The sequence below is a fragment of the Nonomuraea sp. NPDC049028 genome, from assembly GCF_043197735.1.
Classification (GTDB): Bacteria; Actinomycetota; Actinomycetes; order Streptosporangiales; family Streptosporangiaceae; genus Nonomuraea.
Window position 1 is genome coordinate 582,643 of the sequence record NZ_JBICTR010000003.1, and the last position, 18,927, is coordinate 601,569.

Below are 18,927 nucleotides of genomic sequence, written 5' to 3' on the forward strand. Positions count from 1 at the left end.
CAAGAGGTACGGCAGGCGCGAAACGCCTGCCGTACCCGGGTGACCGCAATTACTGCGCGTTGGCCGTTGCCGCGTCGACGAGCCCCTTCTGCAGGGCCGCGACGTCCTTGCTGCCGATGAACAGGCCGACCGCCTCGGTGATCGAGGCCAGCCACGGCTGGTTCACCGACACCCCGTGCTGGATGGAGCCGGCCAGCTTGTTGCTCGACCAGTCCTTCAGCGCGTCCGCCAGGTAGTCGGTGTAGAGCGACTGGTCGGCGTCCTTACGGGCGGGGATGGAGCCCTTCTTCGGGTTGAAGGCGTCCTGTCCCTCCTTGCTGGCCGCGACCTTGAGCCAGGCGATGGCCCCGTCACGGTTCTTGGCGCCCTTGGGCAGCGTGAAGCTGTCGGACAGCCACAGGTAGGTGCCCTCGGTGCCGGGAGAGGGCGCCCAGTCGAAGTCCTCCTTCGACTTCTTGCCCAGGCCGCCGTCCGGCGGGTTGTGGAAGTAGCCGTAGGCCCAGTCGCCCATGACGTTGAACGCGGCCTCGCCGTCGGCCACCTGCTTGGCCGCGGGCTGCCAGTCGTCCTGCGGGTCGCCCGCGTACGACATGATCGTCTTGAAGCTCTCCAGCGCCTTCTTCACCTCGGGGCTGCCCCAGTTGGCGCCCGGCTTGAACAGCGCGTTGTAGGCGTCGGTGCCGAGCGAGCCGAGCAGCACGCTCTCCATCAGGTGCACCACGGTCCACTCCGAGCCGATGGACAGCGGGATCTTGCCCTTGGCCTTGACCTTGCCCAGGTCGGCGATGAACTCGTCGACCGACTTGGGCGCGGCCGCGATCCCCGCCTCCTTCAGCAGCTTCGGGTTGAACCACAGCACGTTCGACCGGTGGATGTTGACCGGCACCGAATAGATCTTGCCGTCCACGCTGATCTGGTCGATCAGCTGGGAGGGGAAGACGTCCTTCAGCTTCAACTCGTCATAGAGGGAGTTGAGGTCCTCCAGGTCGCCCGCCTTGATGTAGCCCTGCAATTCGGCGCCCGCGTGACCCTGGAAAGTGTCCGGCGGGGTGTCCGCCTGCAACTTCGACTGCAGCAGCGCCTTGGCCTTGTCGCCGGAGCCGCCCGCCACCGCCGCGTCGAAGAAGGTGTAGTTCGGGTTCTCCTTCTCGAAGATCTCCCGCATCGCCTTCAGACCGTCGGCCTCACCCGGCCCGGTCCACCACGAGAACACCTCGACCTGCTTCTTCTCGCCGCCACCCGTGGCCTGCGGGCTCGCCGTTGCGCCGCCGCCGCTACCACCGCAGCCGGCCAGGCCGAGCACGCTCGCCATAGTGATCGCGACGGCCGCCAACCACCGTCGTCGCATCGCACACCGTCCCTTCGAAACCCCGAGTGGTGAAGGTTGACAACGTTGTCAGTAGGGCAATCAACCCACTTCGCACTTGGAGCCGTCAAGGCATGTGCTGATAACAGGTCCGCATAGGCGCGACGACCAGCAGATGGTGGGCGGGCCCGAGCCCTGCGCGGCTCGAGCCCGCTGTCACGCGTCCGGAACCAGACCCCCACCCCTCCGAGGAGGCCAAGCTCCGCCTGGACACGCGACGCCCCATTGGATCGAGCCACGACGCCCCCTGACTGAGAGGCGAGATCGCAAGGTGCGGTCGATCACATGCAGAACGTTAGACATGTGGACGGGACACCGCATGCGTCGAGATGGCCATTCGAGGATGTAACCGTTCGACCCCGGAGATGTGTAGAGAGGTCTGTGCAGCGCCATATGTAGGAGGAGAAGAGTGCCGAGGTCATCCCGGTGAGCGCGTGTTGGCGTACCACTTCAGGAGAGTGCCGCCTCCAGGACGGCGCGGGCGATGAGGGCGGCGGTCGACGGCGCGGCGTGCTCCAGGACCACGCCCACGGCCACCTCCGGCGTGTCCGCCGGGGCGAACGCCGTGAAGAGCGCGTGGTCCTCCCCTGCCCCCGACTTGGCCGCCACCTCCACCCCCGGGATGGCGGACGCCGTACCGGAACCGCCGGCACCGGTGACCGTGAGCATCATCGAGGTGAGCTGGCGGGCCAGGGTGGCGGGGATGGTCACCCGGTACGGCGCCGGGTCGGCCCGATCGATGAGCGAGCCGTCCGGAAGACGTACATCCTCCACCAGGTACGGGCGCATGAGGACGCCGTGGTTGGCGACGGCGGCCGACAGCATGGCGATCATCAGCGGCGTGGCCCGGACGTCATGCCGCCCGATGGCCGACAGGGCGGTCTGGGCCCGGTTCATGTTCGGGGGGTAGGTGCTGGCGGTGACCTGCAGCGGGATCGTGAGGTCGCGGTCGTTGAAGCCGAACGCCTCCGCCTGGTCACGCAGGATGTCCTGCCCCAGCTGGAGGCCGATGCCGGCGAAGGCGGTGTCGCAGGAGGACCGGAAGGCGTCCGGCAGCGTCGGACGGGCATCGCCGCAGGACCCGCCCGTGTCAGGCAGGTAGGCCGTGCTGCCGGGCAGCCGCAGCCGGGCGGGGGCATCGACCCGTGAGGTGGGCGAGTACTCGCCCGACGACAGCGCGGCGGCCGTGGTGACCAGCTTGAACGCGGAGCCGGGCGGATATCTCTGGCTGACCGCCCGGTTGACCAGCGGCCCGGCGGGGTCGCCGCGCAGACGCCGGTCCGTCTTGGCCAGCTCGGCGGGGTCGGTGGTGGTGTAGGCGTTGGGGTCGTACGACGGGTAGCTGGCCAGGGCGAGGATCGCGCCGGTCGCCGGGTTGACGGCGACCGCGGCGCCCGGCCGGCCCGCCGCCCTGAGGCCTTCGTACGCGGCCGTCTGCGCGCGGTCGGTGATCGTGAGCCGGACGTCGGCGCCGCGGGCCCTGCCGTGCCGGACGAGCGAACGGACCTGGATCCTCGAGTCGTCGCCGGACAGGACGTCGTCCGCGGCCCCCTCGATGCCCGTGGTCCGGCTGAGCGACGCCGTCCCGGTCACTGGGGCGTACAGCTCGCCGTGGGGGTAGACGCGGCGATACGCGTACGGCCCGCGGGCCGTCGGACGGCTCACGGCGACGGTCGTGCCGTCATAGGTGAGGATGTCGCCGCGCGGATGGTCGAACCTGGCGATGGCGGAGCGCTGGTTGCGCGGATCGGCGTTGAGCCCCCGCGCCCCGAACCCCTGGATCACCGTGATGTTGGCCAGCACCGCGAACAGCAGCATCGCGCACCCCTTGGCGACGCGGCGCAGCGGGATGTTGATCCGTCTCGCCCTGGGCCCGGCCATGGTCCCGGTCTAACAACCGGACCCCAAAGACAGGGCTAGACGACTCTGCGGTAGTAGGAAATCTTGTTGTGGATGTAGCGCTGACGCTCGGTGAGGTTGGCGATCTGCTCCCGGACGCGGCCGTCGTGCTCCTCCAGGAGCTTGATGCGGTCGGCGATCGTGTGGTCGCCCTGCCGCACCAGGTCGGCGAAGCGGAGCATCTCGGCGATCGGCATGCCGGTGTCGCGCAGGCAGCGGATCGTGCCGAGCCAGCCGACGTCCTCCTCGGTGAACCGGCGCTGACCTGCGGCGTTGCGGCCGACAGGCTCCAGCAGGCCGATCTTCTCGTAGTAGCGCAACGTGTCCAGGGTGAAGCCGGTCTCCTCGACCACTTCCGCGGGTGTGTAGACGCTCACGGCAGAAGCATCGCACCTGGAGCCGACTCCAGGTCAACCACTTCTCAGCAGAGACCGGCTTGACATGGAGCGCACTCCAGCTTTCACGATCACGGCCATGAACATCGCACTGGGCACGATCCCGTTCGGCACCGCGGTCGACGAGAAGGACACCTTCGCCATTCTGGACCGGTTCGTCGAGGCCGGGGGCACCATGCTGGACACGGCCAACAACTATCCGTTCTGGGTGCCGGGGTGCACGGGCGACGAGAGCGAGCTGGCCATCGGCTCCTGGCTCGCGGCGCGCGGCAACCGGGACCGGATCTTCCTGAGCACGAAGACCGGCGCCCGGCCCACCGTACCCGGCGACGACACGCTCGCCTCGGCGGAGGGACTGTCCGCCGCCTCCATCGGCAAGGCGATCGAGGGCAGCCTGCGGAGATTGCGGACGGACTACATCGATGTGTATTGGTCGCACATCGAGGACCGCTCCGTACCCCTGGAGGAGACTCTGGGGGCATTCGACGACCTGGCCCGGCAGGGCAGGATCCGCAGCGTAGGGGCCAGCAACCTGGCCACCTGGCGGGCCGAGCGGGCCAGGAACCTGTCGGCGGCGCGGGGCTGGCTGCCGTACACATGCCTGCAGCTCCGGCACACCTACCTGCGCCCGCGACCGCTCACGCGGCTGGCCGAGTCGGGCCACGCGCTGGCGACGGACGAGACGCTGGAGTATGTACGCGCCGAGCCCGACGTGACGCTGTGGGCGTACAACACGCTGATGGCGGGCGCCTACACACGGCCCGACCGCCCGATCCCCGACATTTACCAGCATCCGGGTACGACCCGGCGGCTCGCGGTCCTGCGTGCGGTGGCGGCGGAGGTGGGGGCGACGCCCAACCAGGTGGTGCTGGCCTGGCTGCTGGCCGACGGGCACGTCCCGATCGTCGGCGTCTCCACGATGGCCCAGCTCGAGGAGGCTCTGGGCGCGGCGGACGTACGGCTGGACGACGAGCTACGCGCCCGGCTGGACGCGGCGTGCTGAGACCGGCACCGCGGCCCGGCGTGTTGCGGGAGCGCTCCCGCGAAGTGCCGCAGACACAGAAGCAGGCGGTCCGTCAGCGACAGACGGACCGTCAGGGCAGGTGGTCGGCCAGGTAGCGGTGGACCAGCTGCTTGCACTCGGCGATCAGGTCGGAATCACCGTCGGGACGCACCCGGAAGGCCAGCTTGAGCACCGCGTCCGTGGCCTCGACCGCCACCAGCAGGGCGCGGTCGAGCCCCGGCCCGACAGGAGCGTCGAGCAGGTCGACCGTGAGGGCTCGCAGCCGGTCGGCGACCACGACGTTGTTCTCCAGGGCGGCGTCGAGCATCCGGTCGGTGCCCTTGAGCGCCGGCCCGCCCGGCGCCGTCAGCACCTCCCCGAAGTCGACCACCGCGAATCCCGGAGTGGTCCGCTTCATCACCACGAACTCGTCGATGGCCAGGTCGACCAGGTCGGTCCAGTGGTCGAGACCGGACTCGGCGATCCGCTCCGTGAGCCGCTCGGTGATGCGCTGCAGGAAGGCATCGAGGTTGCGCAGGGCCAGCGCTCGCACCAGACCCTGCTTGTCGGAGAAGAATTGGTAGAACGTGCCTATCGGCACCTCGGCCCGGCGCGCGACCTCTTTGGTGGTCAGTGCCTCGTAACCGACCTCGTCGAGCAAATGTGCGCACTCGTCGAGCATCCGTTCGACTCGCTCCACGCTGCGGCGTTGGGCTGGACGCCGGCGCAGGGTACTCGTCATGCCCCCCATCTTGGCGTATTACCGCCAGGTAGGCTCCCCCGAGCCTCCGCGAGTTAACATGAGTCCCACTCGGATGATCGCTTAGGAGTGCGCATGTTCCTGTGGGGTACGGCCACAGCCGCCTACCAGATCGAGGGCGCCGTCAAGGATGACGGCAGGGGCGCCTCCGTCTGGGACACCTTCGCCCACGAGCCGGGCCGCATCCGGGACGGGCACACCGGGGACGTCGCGTGCGACCACTACCACCGCTGGCCCGAGGACCTCGCGCTCATGGCCGGCCTGGGCGTCAACGCCTACCGCTTCTCGATCGCCTGGCCCCGCGTGCTTCCGCTGGGCACGGGCCGGGTGGAGCCGAGGGGCCTCGACTTCTACGACCGGCTGGTCGACGGCCTGCTGGCGGCGGGGATCGCGCCAGTGCCGACCCTGTTCCACTGGGACCTGCCGCAGGCGCTGCAGGACATGGGCGGGTGGATGAACCGCGATATTTCCTACTACTTCGCCGAATACGCGGCGATAGTGGCCGAGCGCCTCGCCGACCGGGTGCCCATGTGGATCACGCTGAACGAGCCGTTCGTGCACATGGCCTTCGGGTACGGCATGGGCGTCCACGCCCCCGGCCAGGCCCTGCTGTTCGACGCCCTGCCCGTCGCCCACCACCAGCTGCTCGGCCACGGCCTGGCCGTACAGGCGCTGCGCGCGGCCGGGGCGCGGCAGGTGCTGATCACGAACAACTGCACCCCGGTCTGGCCCGCCTCGGCGGAGCCCGCGGACCTGGCGGCGGCCGACGCGTACGACACGCTCCACAACCGCCTGTTCAACGACCCGATCCTGCTGGGCGAGTATCCGGACCTGAAGGCCATCGGCGCCATGGACGTGGTCCGCGACGGCGACCTGGCCGTCATCTCCGCGCCCCTGGACGGCCTGGGCATCAACTACTACAACCCCACCCGCATCGGCGCGCCCACGGACGACGGCCTGCCCTTCACCGACCACGGCATCACCGGCTACCCCACCACCGCCTTCGGCTGGCCGGTCGTCCCCGACGGCCTGCGCGAACTCCTGACGGGCCTGCGCACCAGGTACGGCTCCGCGCTGCCGCCGGTGTACGTAACGGAGAACGGCTGCTCCCAGGAGGATGTCCCCGGCCCGGACGGCACGATCGACGACCAGGGCCGCATCGCCTTCCTGGACGGCCACATCAGAGCGGTGGAACAGGCGGCGGCGGAGGGCGTCGACGTCCGGGGCTACTTCGTCTGGTCACTGCTGGACAACTTCGAGTGGGCCGAGGGCTACCACCAGCGCTTCGGCCTGGTCCACGTGGACTTCACCACCCAGCACCGCACGCCAAAGGCGTCATACGCCTGGCTCCGCGACCTCATCGCAGCCTTCTCCCGCTCCCCCGGAGGGGGTATCTCCCTGTAGGGACCCCAGCCCCAACGGACCGTCGTTCCGCACAGCCGCTAGAACACCGACACATGCACATGGTCGTAGTGGTTGGCGGTGACCCCACCCCGATCCGACATCGGGTCCCAGCCACCCCCCGACCGAATGTCGTAATACCGCTGCTTCCAGATGATGTACATCACCCCGATCCGGGGCCCGTTCTTGATCAGCCACTCGGCCAGCGCGTCACCCCGGTCGCCGTCGGCCCCCGAGGCCGCCCGCCCGCCGCTCGACATCATGAAGTCGCAGGCCCGCCCCTTGCCGTGCTCACCGGGGTCACCAGGCCGCAGGCAGCCCACCCCGTACGGCATGGGGAAGTTCCGCATGATCTCGGCGCGCACCGCGATCATGCGCGGCGTGAGCCCCGAGGAGCCGCCCGGCTGCTGGAAACCGTACTTGGCGAGGAGCCGCTCGATCTCGCGGCGCTTACCCTGCATGGTCTTGATCTCTTTTTTCAGCTTGTCGATCTTTTCGGCGGCGGTCCGCTTGGCGTCCGCCGCCTTGTCGATCAACGCCTGGATGCTCTGCACCTTGCTGATGCGCTCGTTGGCCAGATAGGTCATGTTCGCCGCCTGGCCGAGCGCGACAGTGGGGTCGACGCCCGGGGCGATCAACTGGACGCCGTCGAGCGGGCCCGCGATGTAGGTGCTCTGGGCGATCGAGGTCACTTCGGCCTTGGCGCTGGCGAGCCGGGCTTCCAGGTCGCCGGAGTTGTCGGTGGCCTTCTTGGCCTGGATCCGTACTTCCTCCAGGCTCTGGATCTGGCCGCGATAGAGGTCGTTGAGCTGGGACGCCTGCTTGGTCAGCTTGCGCAACTCGGCCGGGTTGGGAGCCGCGGAGACCGGGAGAGGGAACGCGAACAGCCCCACCAGGACGATGGCGAATAGGGCGAAGCGACTGATTTTCACGTCCGTCCTCCCCTCATCGACGGACCGAAACTATAGAAGATGATCTTGAATATTGTCACCTGAACACGGCAAGTCGCGCCCCTTTGGCGAATTATCTGAAGATTGTCCGATCTAAGGCAGGCATAAAGATTGGGCCTTGCCGAGCGCGACGTATCGGTCTGAGATGGCGACGAAACTCGTCTCTGCGAAGGGGCAGACCTCGTGTCTCGATTACTGACCCTGTCCACCGCCGTCGTCCTCGGCCTCGGCACGTCCCTCGTCGCCCTGGAGGCCCAGGCGTCGGTGGACCCCCTACCACCCCGCGACAGGATCGAGCTCTACCAACTGGAGAGCACGCCCGGCACCGGGCAGGCCCTCAAGGAGAAGGGCTTCGACGTCGTCCAGCAGGACACCAAGGGCGGCAAGGAGCACGTCGAGGTGACCGCCGCCCAGACCGACCTCGACGGCCTGCGCAAACTCGGCTACAAGCCGGAGCCCGTACGCAACCCGCAGGGCCAGACCCAGTTGGAGGCCGCCAAGGCGCAGGCCACCGGCGGCTACACCGTCTGGAAGTCCTACTCCGAGCCGGGCGGCATCGCCGACCAGCTCAAGGCCATCGCCAACGCGAACAAGGACATAGTGAAGATCGAGTCCCTCGGCAAGACGCTGAAGGGCCAGGACATCCTCGCCGTCAAGGTCACCGCCCTGGCCAGGGTGCTGCCCGACGGCATCAAGCCGGCGACGCTGTACTCGGCGACGCAGCACGCCCGCGAGTGGATCTCCACCGAGGTCGACATGCGGTTGCTGAAGCACGTGATCGCCAACCGGGTCGCGCTCAAGGACCTGCTGAACAGGACCGAGCTCTGGTTCGTGCCGGTCGCCAACCCCGACGGCTACGACTTCACCTTCACCGAGGGCAACCGCCTGTGGCGCAAGAATCTGCGTGACAACGACGGCGACGGGCGGATCACCACCGGCGACGGCGTCGATCCGAACCGCAACTACCCCACCAACTTCCACTACGACGAGGAGGGCTCCTCGTCGATCCCGAGCAGCGAGACCTACCGCGGCGCGGCGCCCGCCAGCGAGCCCGAGACCAGGGCGCTCGACGGGCTGCTCAAGCGGATCAGGTTCAAGGGCCAGGTGAACTACCACTCCTTCGGCCCGCTGCTGCTCTATCCGATCGGCTGGCAGGTCGCCACCAAGACCGCGGACAACCCGATCTACGAGGCCATCTCCGGGAACGACGCCAAGCCGGCGATCCCGGGCTTCGACCCGGACCTGTCGGCGGAGCTCTACACCACCAACGGCGAGACGACCGACCACGCCCACGCCTCGTACGGCACGCTGGCCTGGACGCCGGAGCTCGACGAGGGCTGTGACGGCTGCGGGTTCGTCTTCCCCGACGACGAGGCGCTGGTCCAGGCGGAGTTCGAGAAGAACATCCCGTTTGCCCTGGACGTGGCCAAGTCGGCCACCAACTGGTCCGAGCCGGTCAACCACCTCGGCAACGCAACGGCCGACTTCGTGCTCGACCCGTTCGAGGTCAGCTACGGCCGGGACCAGGTGGTCCAGGTCGACGCCAAGCGCAAGCTCGGCCCGATCTTCCTGAACTACCAGGTCAACGGCGGCCGGACCAAGACCGTACTGACCGGCGAGTGGCGGGGCGGCGAGCGCTACGGCAAGGGCTACGACACCTACTACCACTGGATGCGCGGCAAGATCACCGGCACCAGGCCCGGGGACAAGGTCAAGGTCTGGTTCAGCTCGATCGGCAGGAAGAGCGGAGACTTCACCTACCAGGTCGCCAGTGACATCGGCGGCAAGGTGCTGGTGCTGGCCACCGAGGACGTCACGGGCCTCAGCCCCGTCCAGGGCGTGACCGAGGCCAAGTACGCCGACGACTACGTCAAGGCGCTCGACGAGGCCGGTTACAGCTCCGACGTCTATGACATGGACAAGATGGGCCGCAAGGCTCCGCACGCGCTCGGCGTGCTCAGCCACTACAAGGCGGTGGTCTGGGAGACGGGCGACGACATCATCCCGAGATCGGTCGGCCAGGTGGCCGGCACCACCTCCAAGGGCGGCGTCGACACCGAGCTGGCCGTGCGCGACTACCTGAACGAGGGCGGCAAGCTCCTGCACTCGGGCAAGTACCCGTCATACGCGGCCAACAACAACGGCGCCTATTACTACCAGCCCGACCAGCCGGCCCAGCCCGAATGCGCGACCCCCAACGACCCGCCGTGCATCCAGGTGTTCAACGACTTCCAGCAGTACTGGCTGGGCGCCTACGTCTTCTTCGACGACTCGGGCATCAACCCCGACACGGGCCTCCCGTACGCGCTGCAGGGCGTGAGCGGCCGGTTCAAGGGCTTCGCCGGCACGCTGGAGCCGAGCCACACCAACTCGTTCGTGGCGACCTCGGCGATCCTGCCGGCCGCCCAGTTCCCGCAGTTCGCCAGCTCCGCGCCGGTCAAGTGGGCACGGCCCGGCGGACCGTTCGACCCGCACACCGGTTCCTGGGACGTCTACAGCGGCATCGCCGACGCCTCCTGGAAGCGGCTGACCAAGACCGTCGACCTGACCGGCAAGACCAGCGGCGACCTGTCGTTCTGGACCTCGTACGACACCGAGGCCGACTGGGACTTCCTGACCGTCGAGGCGCACACCGTGGGCGGCGACGACTGGACGACCCTGCCGGACGTCAACGGTCACACCTCACAGAGCACGGGCAGCAGCTGTGACCCGCCCAGCGGCGGCGAGGGCTGGCGCGCGCTCCACCCGTTCACCCAGCGCTACCAGGGCGCCAACTGCGAGCCGACCGGCACCTCCGGCTCGTGGAACGCGGCCTCGGGCAACTCGGCCGGCTGGCAGCAGTGGAAGGTCGACCTGACCCCGTACGCGGGTAAGAAGGTGGAGCTGTCCGTCTCGTACATCAGCGACTGGAGCACCCAGGGCGCGGGCGTCTTCCTCGACGACTTCACCGTCACGCTGAACGGCGCGACGGCGGAGCAGACCTCGTTCGAGAGCGACCTGGGCGGCTGGAGCGCGGCGGCGCCTCCTGAGGGCACCTCGCCCTCGATCAACACCTGGGCCCGCACAGACCAGGTGTTCGAGGAGGGCGGCGGCATCGCCACCAAGGACACCGTCTACCTCGGCTTCGGCGTGGAGAGCCTGACGACCCAGGCCATGCGCACGGACCTGGTCAAGCGGTCCTTGCGGCACCTGCTCGGCTGATCGACCGGAGGGGTCCGGTACGCGTACGCGCGTGCCGGACCCCTCTTGCGCGCGTGGACAGAACATGGTTCGGTCACCTTGAGGAGCACCGTAGCCAAGCAAGCATTCGGTCAAGCAGGAGGCTCACGACATGCGCCAGCACGACACGCTGTTCATCGGGGGCGAATGGGTGGCCCCGGCCGGGACCGGCACCATCGACGTCATCTCCCCCCACACCGAAGAGGTCGTGGGCCGCGTGCCCGACGGCACGCCCGAGGACATGGACCGCGCGGTGGCCGCGGCGCGGCAGGCGTTCGACCACGGTCCGTGGCCGCGCATGACGTTCGCCGAGCGGGCCGAGGTGATCGGCAGGCTGGCCGAGATCTACGCCGCCCGTCAGGGCGAGATGGCCGCGCTCATCACCGAGGAGATGGGCTCACCGATCACCTTCTCCAACCTGGCGCAGGCGCCCCAGCCGCTCGGCATGCTGCAGTACTACGCCGACTACGGCAAGACCTTCGCCCAGGAGGAGCAGCGGCCCGGCCTGTTCGGGCCGACGACCGTGCGGCGGGAGCCGGTGGGCGTGGTGGCGGCCATCGTGCCGTGGAACGTCCCGCAGTTCGTCGCCATGACCAAGATCGCGCCCGCGCTGCTGGCCGGCTGCGCGATCGTGCTCAAGCCCGCGCCGGAGACGCCGCTCGACGCGTACCTGCTCGCCGAGATGGTGGTCGAGGCCGGGATCCCGGCCGGGGTGCTCAACATCGTGCCCGCGGGCCGCGAGGCCGGTGAGCACCTGGTCTCCCACCCGGACGTGGACAAGGTGGCCTTCACCGGCTCGACCGCCGCGGGCCGCCGCATCGCCGCCATCTGCGGCGAGCAGCTCAAGCGGGTCAGCCTGGAGCTCGGCGGCAAGTCGGCGGCGATCATCCTCGACGACGCGGACCTGCCCTCCAGCATGGGCATGCTGGCCATCGCCTCGCTGATGAACAACGGCCAGGCGTGCGTCGCCCAGACCCGCATCCTGGCCTCACGGACCCGCTATGACGAGGTCGTGGACGCGGTCGCGAACATGGTCACCTCCCAGCCCGTCGGCGACCCCGCCGACCCCGGCACCGGCATCGGCCCGCTGGTCGCCAAGCGGCAGCAGGACCGCGTCGAGGGCTACATCCAGGCCGGCATGGACGAGGGCGCCAAGGTCGTCGTCGGCGGCCTGGACCGGCCGATGGACCGCGGCTGGTACGTCGCCCCGACCGTCTTCGCGGGCGTCACCAACGAGATGCGCATCGCCCGCGAGGAGATCTTCGGCCCGGTGCTGTCGGTGATCCCGTACGAGGACGAGGCGGACGCGATCCGCATCGCCAACGACAGCGACTACGGCCTGGCCGGTACGGTCTGGACGGCCGACGCCGACCACGGCATGGAGGTGGCCCGCCAGGTCCGCACGGGCACCTACGGGATCAACTGCTTCATGCTGGAGTCGAACGCGCCCTTCGGCGGCTACAAGGCCAGCGGCGTGGGCCGCGAACTGGGCCCCGAGGGCCTCAGCAGCTACCTGGAATACAAGACGATCGCCCGCCTGGGTTAAGGAACAGGGCTCCGGTACGACGTACCGGAGCCCTTCTCACGGCGCCCCGCACCCAGCGCGCCCCCGCAACGCTTGGTGTGGTCTCCGCTACTCCACGAAGTATGTCCTACGTCCACCGCCTCGACGGTTTCCTTCCCGTAGGACTTTCTCCCGGCGGATTTCTTCCTTACGCCCTAGATAGACGTCTATTACTCAGAAAAGGTTCGTACTGATCCACTTTCCGATTCGGCGGATGAGTTCCGGGGTCGCCGCGGACTCCGCGTGACCGTAGCCGCGCTCGATCCAGAGCTTCTTGGGCTCGCGGGCGCCCTCGTAGAGCTGGTGCGCGTGCTCCAGCGGGAAGAACCCGTCGGCGTCGCCGTGGACGATCAGCAGCGGCGTCGGAGAGATCAGCGCGGCGGCCTCGTGGGGCGGCACCGGGATCGGGTCCCACTCGCCGCGAGCGATCTTGGTGCGCTTGGCCACCCTGGCCGCCCACCTGCCGATCGGCCGCTCGATGGCCCAGTGCACCTGACGCATCGGCTTGGTGCCGCGGTAGTGCCAGCGGGCCGGGCCGCTCACCGACACCACCGCGTCGATGCCGCCGAGCAGTCCCGCGTGGCGTACGGCCACGGCGGCGCCCATGGAGAAGCCGACCACGGCGACCTTGGAATAGCCGATCACCCGCGCGTGCCGTACGGCGGCGTCGACGTCGAGGATCTCCTTGTCACCCACGGTCGACTCACCACCGGAACGGCCGTGCCCCCGGAAGTCGAACGCGACCACGCCGCCGTAGCCGCTCAGCACGTGCGCGATGCGCCGCGTGGCCGGGTCGCGCCATGAGCCGGTGAACCCGTGCGCCACCACGATGCCGAGGCCGGAGCGGGTGGACGGGGTGTGCGCGGCGTCGATGCGGACGCCGTCCTCGGTGCGGAGCATGACCGGGAAGTTTGGAGCGAGCGCCATGTTTCCGAGCTTATGGTCACCGATTGTCGAGGCCGTGCTCGGCTGCCCATACCGCGATCTGGGCGCGCGAGCCGAAGCCCAGCTTCTCCATGATGTTGGCCACGTGCCTGGCCACGGTGGCGGGACTGATCACCAGTTGCGCCGCGACGGCCCGGTTGCTCAGGCCCTCGGTGAGCAGCCCGGCGATCTCCCGCTCGCGCGCCGTCAGCGTCGCGTAGCGCGGCTCGCGGGCGGCCGGGCCCGACGAGGACACGAACAGCGTGGCGGGCAGGGACGGGAGCAGGTCGGCGGGCTCGTGCACGTCTCCGGCGTCGGCCTTCTGGTCGAGGATCCGCCGGGCCACCGCGCCGGGATCCTGCGCGATGCCGCTGGCCCAGAGCAGCGCCACCCGGCCCTCGCCGAGCTTGTCGCGGGCGAGCGAGAGCAGCTCCTGGGTGCGGGCCGGGGCGTCGTGCTGGCCGATCGACTCGCGCAACGCGCTCGCCGCCGCGGCCGCGACGACCGCCCCGTCGAGATCGCCCTCGGCCTGCGCCAGGACGGACAGGGCGACCAGCGCGCGGACGACGCCGCTGCGCCGGCCGGTCTGCGTGCTCAGCACCAGGCTGGCGGCCAGGCTGCGCCGGGCGGCGGGGAAGTCGTGCAGTCTGGCCGCCACCCTGCCGACCTTGGCCTGGCAGCGGGCCAGCTCGACCCGGTTGTCGAGCTCCTCGAGGATGGGCAGCGCGGCCGTGTGGTGCCGCATGGCTGCCGCCAGGTCGCCCCTGGCCTCGGCCACCGCGCCCAGGTGGGTCAGGGCCCTGGCCAGGGTCCAGTGGTGGCCGGTCTCCATGGCCAGGGCCAGCGCCTCCTCGCCGAACCGCTGCGCCTGACGCGGTTGTCCCTGGAAGAGCGCCAGGTTGAGCCGGGCGATGCGGGCGGTCGTCAGGTTGAACAGGTCGTCGTGCTCGGCGGCCGCCACTTCGAGCTCGCGCAGGTGGCGCAGGGCCGTGCCGGTCTGGCCGGTGCGGAAGAAGACGGTCAGGGCCACGCCGTAGGTGACGCCGAGCCAGTGCGTATAGGGGTGGCGCCGCTGCTCCTCGATGCTCTCCTCGATGAGCGCCGCGGCCCGGTCGAGCTCGTCGCGCGTCTCGAGCCCGTAGGCGAGGCCGCCCTTGGCCACGCCGATCAGCTGGTCGGGCACGCCCGACAGGTCGAGGCCGAGCAGCCGTTCGTACCAGCCGACACTCTCCCGCAGATCGCCGCGCACCGCGAGGATGGTCAGCGCCGCGTGGGCCAGGCGCAGCCCCAGCTCGGCACCACCGGACTCGACGGCCCAGTCGATCGCCGCCCTGCAGTCGTCGAGCAGGCGGCGCCCCCTGGCGAAGTGGACGGCGCGGGCCGGCCACGACAACCGGCGGTGGAGCGAACCGGCCTCGTTGCAGCGCTCCATCTCGGCGCAGATCACCTTGAGGTGGCCGCCGCGCAGCCGCGCTTCCTCGCCCGCCTCGCACAATCGCTCGGCGGCGTAGTGCCTGATGGTGTCCAGCAGGTGGTAGCGGCCGCCGTCGCCATGGTGGAGCACCAGCGACTTGTCGACCAGGCCGCTGAGCACGTCGAGCACCTCGCCGCGGCGCAGCAGGTCACCGTCGGCGCACACCTGCTCGGCCAGGTCGAGATCGAAGCGCCCGGCGAACACCGACAGCCGCCGCAGCAGCACCCGCTCCTTACGGGCGAGCAGGTCGTGACTCCACTCGACCGTGGCCAGCAGCGTGCGCTGGCGGGCGTGGGCGGTTCGGTCACCGGTGGTCAGCAGCTTGAACCGGTCGCCGATCCGGTCGGCGATGCGCCCCGGGCTGAGCAGGCTGCTGCGGGCCGCGGCCAGCTCAAGGGCGAGCGGCAGCCCGTCGAGCGCCCGGCACAGCCGGATGACGTCGGGCATGCTGTCGGTCACGGCGCGGGCCCCGGCCGCGGCCGCCCGCTCGACGAAGAACAGCACGGACTCGGCGTCGGGATGCCGCTCGTCGGGCAGGTCGAGCGGCGGCACCCGCCAGATCAGCTCGCCGGGGATGCGCAGCGGCTCGCGGCTGGTGAGCAGGAATCTCAGCTCGGGGCAGTCGGCGAGCAGGCCGGCGACCAGTTCGGCGCACGGCTCGACGAGATGCTCGCAGTTGTCGAGCAGGAGCAGCGTCCTGGTGCCGCGCAGCCGGATCCGCAGCCCGTCGAGCAGCCGCTCGGAGCCTTCCTCGCGGACGCCGAGCACGTCGGCCATCTCCTTCACGATCAGCTCGGGGTCGCTGACGCGGGCGAGCTGGACCAGCCACACGCCGTCGGCGAAGCCGGACAGGGCGCTGGCCGCCACCCGCAGCGACAGGCGGGTCTTGCCGATGCCGCCCACTCCGCTGAGCGTGACCACGCGCTCACCGCGGACCAGCGCGCACAGCTCGGCCACGTCGCGCGCCCGTCCGACGAAACGGTTGGGTTCGGCGGGGAGGTTGTGCTGGACTTGCGGAGTCATGGCGGAGGTCCAAGTGTTGGCGGGAGGATCACACTCCCTCACAGTCTCCCTTGGTTCGCCGCCCGGTGGGATCACTTTCCGTGCAGAGTTCGCGACTGACCGGATACGAATGTAGCTCCGCGACGCTCACCACCATGCGTACGCGTGACTCTCTCGCCGCGTTCATCGCCCGCGGCAGGTCGGAGATCATCAGGCGGGCCCGGCTGGCCATGATCCGATCCCGCAGTTTGCCCTCGTCGAGCTCCGGTGGGACCGGCCAGACGATCCCGCCGGCGGCTATCACCGCGTCGGTGGCCACCAGCAGGTCGGGACCGACGGTCAGGCAGATGAGCACCGTGTCGCCCGCGCGCACGCCCCGGCGTCGCAGCTGGACGGTCGCGGCGGCCGACCTCTCGTCCAGCTCCCCCTCGGTGAGACACAGGCCGGTGCCAGAGTCCACCATCACGATGCGCTCCTCCATGGCGCCCACGCTATGGAGGGCATCTCATGCACACATGGGGCGGAATATGCAGATCGCTATGCAGAACCGCGCGGCTGCTCGGCCGCCCACACCGCGATCTGAGCGCGCGAGGTGTAGCCGAGCTTCTCCATGATGTTGGCGATGTGCCTGGCCACGGTCGCGGGGCTGATGACGAGCTCCTCGGCGATGGCCCGGTTGGACAGGCCCCTGGTCAGCAGGGCCGCGATCTCCTGCTCGCGGGCGGTCAGCAGCGAGTGCCTGACGGGCTCGGTCGCCACCGGACCGGCCGGGACCGGCCGCTCGCCCGCGAGGACCTGGCGGGCGGCGTCGTCGGGGCTCATCGTCCTGCCCCGCGACCAGAGCGTCGCGGTGCGGCCCTCGCCGAGCTTGGCGCGGGCGCGGGTGAGCAGCTCCTCGATGCGGATCGTGGCGGAGTGCTGGCCCATCGACTCGCGCAGCGCGGTGGCCGAGGCGGCGGCAAGTACGGAGCTCTCCAGGTCTCCTTCGGTCTCCGCCAGCACCGACAGGCTCACCAGGCAGCGGGCCACGCTCTGGCGCTGCCCGGTCAGCCTGCTCAGCTTCAGGCTCGCGGCCAGCCGCTCCCTGGCCACCTCGAACTCGTGCAGCAGCGCCGCGACCCGGCCGATCCTGGCCAGGCAGCGGGCCAGCTCGATGGTGCCGTTGAGCTCTTCAAGCCACGGGACCGCCAGCTCGTACTGGGCCATCGCCTTCACCAGGTCGCCGCGCGCCTCGGCGACCGCGCCGAGCTGGGTCGCGGTCCTGGCCAGCAGCCAGCGGTGCCCGTGCTGACGGGCCTTGGCCAGGGCCTCCTCGCCGTGACACTGGGCCTCGCGCAGCCGGCCGCGGGTGAGTGCGACCGCCGACAGCCCGGCCAGCCCGGCCGCCTGGTTCCACTGGTCGCCGGAGGCGGTGGCCAGGGCCAGGCCGGTCTCGGCGTGGTGCAGCGCCTCGTCGCCTCGTCCCATGCGCAGCAGCACCACGACCGTCAGGCTGTGCATGACGCAGCTGGGGAAGACGTTGTCGGCGCCCAGGCCCGCCAGGCTGGCCATGGCGTACTCCAGCGAGCGGGCCAGCTCGTCGCGACCCTCCAGCCCATAGGCCAGGTACGCGTGGGCATGCGCGATCTGCTCGTCGGACACCTGGGTCAGGTCGAGGGCCAGCAGCCGCTCGACCCAGCCGACGATCTCGGCCGGATTGGCGCTGCTGACCGGGAGCAGGCTGGTGCTGTAGGCGCACAGGCGCAGGCCCAGCGGCGCGTTGCCGGACTCGATCGCCCAGTCGAGCGCGGCCCGCTGGTCGTCCACCAGGCTCCGGCTGGCCTCCAGCGCGGCCAGCCGCACCGGCCACGGCAGGTCGGGCTCGACCATCTCGGTGCCGAAGTGGCGCAGCTGGAGCTCGCACAGCACCTCCAGGTGCCGATCGCGCAGCACCTCGCGCTCGGCCGCCTCCGCCAGCCGCTCGGCCGCGTAGTGCTTGATGGTCTCCAGCAGCCGGTAGCGCCTGCGCTCCTCGTCGCACAGCACGAGAGACTTGTCGACCAGGGCGCCGAGCAGGTCGACGATCTCCGTCTCGGAGATGGGCCGGTCGGCGCAGATCTGCTCGGCGAGTTCGAGGTCGAAGGACCCGGCGAACACCGACAGCCTGCGCAGGAGCACCTGTTCCTTGGCCGACAGCAGGTCGTAGCTCCATTCGACCGCGGCCAGCAGCGTGCGCTGCCTGGGCGGAGCCGTACGGCCGCCGGTGGTCAGCAGCGAGAAGCGGCCGTCGATCCGATCGACGATCTGCCCGGGACTGAGCAGGCTGGTGCGGGCCGCGGCCAGCTCCAGCGCGAGCGGCAGTCCGTCGAGCGCCCGGCACAGCCGTACGACATCGTCCAGGCTCGCCGGGCTCAGCCTGGTGCCCGCGGCGGTGGCGCGGTCGACGAAGAGGAGCACGGACTCGGCGTCGGGATGCCGCTCGTCGGGCAGGTCGAGCGGCGGCACCCGCCAGACCAGCTCACTGGCGATGCGCAGCGGCTCGCGGCTGGTGGCCAGGATGCCGAGGCCCCGGCACGCCGCGATGAGCTCGGCGGCCACTTCCGCGCACTGGTCGACCAGGTGCTCGCAGTTGTCCAGCAGCAGCAGGGCGGGCGTGTCACGCAGCCGGGCCGCCACCGTGTCGAGCAGCGGGCGGGTGCCTTCCTCGTGGATGCCGACGGCCCGGCCGATCGCCTGCAGGATCAGCTCGCCCCGGGTGAGCCTGGCCAGCTCGACCAGCCACACGCCGCCCGGATAGGAGGGCACCAGACGCGCGGCGACCCGCAGCGCCAGGCGGGTCTTGCCGATGCCGCCGACCCCGCACAACGTGACCACGCGCGTCTCACCCAGCAGCCCGCACAGGTCGTCGACGTCGCGCTCGCGACCGACGAACCTGTTGGGCTCGGCCGGAAGATTGTGCCTGGGGGGCTCGGACATTGTGGTTACCCTGCG

The 18,927-nt window shown here is 70.0% G+C and carries 13 protein-coding genes; 4 read left to right on the forward strand and 9 right to left on the reverse strand.

Annotation, left to right across the window (positions count from 1 at the left end):
• Positions 1 to 49: 49 nt before the first annotated feature.
• From ACGFJ2_RS13665 to ACGFJ2_RS13675, 3 genes are all read right to left on the reverse strand, one after another.
• The gene (locus ACGFJ2_RS13665) at positions 50 to 1,348 is read right to left on the reverse strand and encodes an ABC transporter substrate-binding protein (protein ID WP_357950534.1); all 1,299 of its coding nucleotides are present in this window, start codon (positions 1,346 to 1,348) and stop codon (positions 50 to 52) included.
• Positions 1,349 to 1,816: 468 nt separating this feature from the next.
• Positions 1,817 to 3,247: a penicillin-binding transpeptidase domain-containing protein gene (locus ACGFJ2_RS13670; protein WP_357950531.1), complete on the reverse strand. Its 1,431-nt coding sequence runs from the start codon at positions 3,245 to 3,247 to the stop codon at positions 1,817 to 1,819.
• Between the two features lie 35 nt (positions 3,248 to 3,282).
• Positions 3,283 to 3,642, reverse strand: a complete 360-nt coding sequence (locus tag ACGFJ2_RS13675; protein ID WP_357950528.1) for a MerR family transcriptional regulator — start codon at positions 3,640 to 3,642, stop codon at positions 3,283 to 3,285.
• 97 nt (positions 3,643 to 3,739) lie between these two features.
• Here ACGFJ2_RS13675 and ACGFJ2_RS13680 point away from each other — a divergent pair, with 97 nt between their 5' ends.
• Complete coding sequence (locus tag ACGFJ2_RS13680) at positions 3,740 to 4,663, forward strand: aldo/keto reductase (RefSeq protein WP_357950526.1); 924 nt, start codon at positions 3,740 to 3,742, stop codon at positions 4,661 to 4,663.
• A 91-nt stretch (positions 4,664 to 4,754) separates the two neighbouring features.
• On the opposite strand, the gene ACGFJ2_RS13685 is transcribed toward ACGFJ2_RS13680, so the two are convergent.
• Positions 4,755 to 5,405, reverse strand: a complete 651-nt coding sequence (locus ACGFJ2_RS13685; protein WP_357950523.1) for a TetR family transcriptional regulator — start codon at positions 5,403 to 5,405, stop codon at positions 4,755 to 4,757.
• A 93-nt stretch (positions 5,406 to 5,498) separates the two neighbouring features.
• On the opposite strand from ACGFJ2_RS13685, the gene ACGFJ2_RS13690 reads away from it, so the two are divergent.
• A complete protein-coding gene (locus ACGFJ2_RS13690) occupies positions 5,499 to 6,827 on the forward strand; it encodes a GH1 family beta-glucosidase (RefSeq protein WP_393467855.1) in 1,329 nt (442 codons plus the stop codon).
• Between the two features lie 38 nt (positions 6,828 to 6,865).
• On the opposite strand, the gene ACGFJ2_RS13695 is transcribed toward ACGFJ2_RS13690, so the two are convergent.
• Entirely contained in the window at positions 6,866 to 7,756 is an 891-nt protein-coding gene (locus ACGFJ2_RS13695; RefSeq protein ID WP_357950518.1) for a hypothetical protein, read from the reverse strand.
• Positions 7,757 to 7,957: 201 nt separating this feature from the next.
• On the opposite strand from ACGFJ2_RS13695, the gene ACGFJ2_RS13700 reads away from it, so the two are divergent.
• Positions 7,958 to 10,975: a M14 family zinc carboxypeptidase gene (locus ACGFJ2_RS13700; RefSeq protein WP_393467857.1), complete on the forward strand. Its 3,018-nt coding sequence runs from the start codon at positions 7,958 to 7,960 to the stop codon at positions 10,973 to 10,975.
• A 130-nt stretch (positions 10,976 to 11,105) separates the two neighbouring features.
• Complete coding sequence (locus tag ACGFJ2_RS13705) at positions 11,106 to 12,539, forward strand: aldehyde dehydrogenase (protein ID WP_393467860.1); 1,434 nt, start codon at positions 11,106 to 11,108, stop codon at positions 12,537 to 12,539.
• Between the two features lie 192 nt (positions 12,540 to 12,731).
• Here ACGFJ2_RS13705 and ACGFJ2_RS13710 read toward each other — a convergent pair whose 3' ends face one another.
• From ACGFJ2_RS13710 to ACGFJ2_RS13725, 4 genes are read right to left on the reverse strand one after another with little or no spacing between them, the layout of a single operon-like run.
• Positions 12,732 to 13,484, reverse strand: a complete 753-nt coding sequence (locus ACGFJ2_RS13710) for an alpha/beta fold hydrolase (RefSeq protein WP_357950511.1) — start codon at positions 13,482 to 13,484, stop codon at positions 12,732 to 12,734.
• A gap of 16 nt (positions 13,485 to 13,500) precedes the next feature.
• Positions 13,501 to 15,978: an ATP-binding protein gene (locus ACGFJ2_RS13715; RefSeq protein ID WP_393467863.1), complete on the reverse strand. Its 2,478-nt coding sequence runs from the start codon at positions 15,976 to 15,978 to the stop codon at positions 13,501 to 13,503.
• Between the two features lie 28 nt (positions 15,979 to 16,006).
• Positions 16,007 to 16,438, reverse strand: a complete 432-nt coding sequence (locus tag ACGFJ2_RS13720; protein ID WP_393467866.1) for an AMP-binding protein — start codon at positions 16,436 to 16,438, stop codon at positions 16,007 to 16,009.
• A 56-nt stretch (positions 16,439 to 16,494) separates the two neighbouring features.
• Complete coding sequence (locus tag ACGFJ2_RS13725; protein ID WP_358178373.1) at positions 16,495 to 18,912, reverse strand: LuxR C-terminal-related transcriptional regulator; 2,418 nt, start codon at positions 18,910 to 18,912, stop codon at positions 16,495 to 16,497.
• Between the last annotated feature and the right edge of the window lie 15 nt (positions 18,913 to 18,927).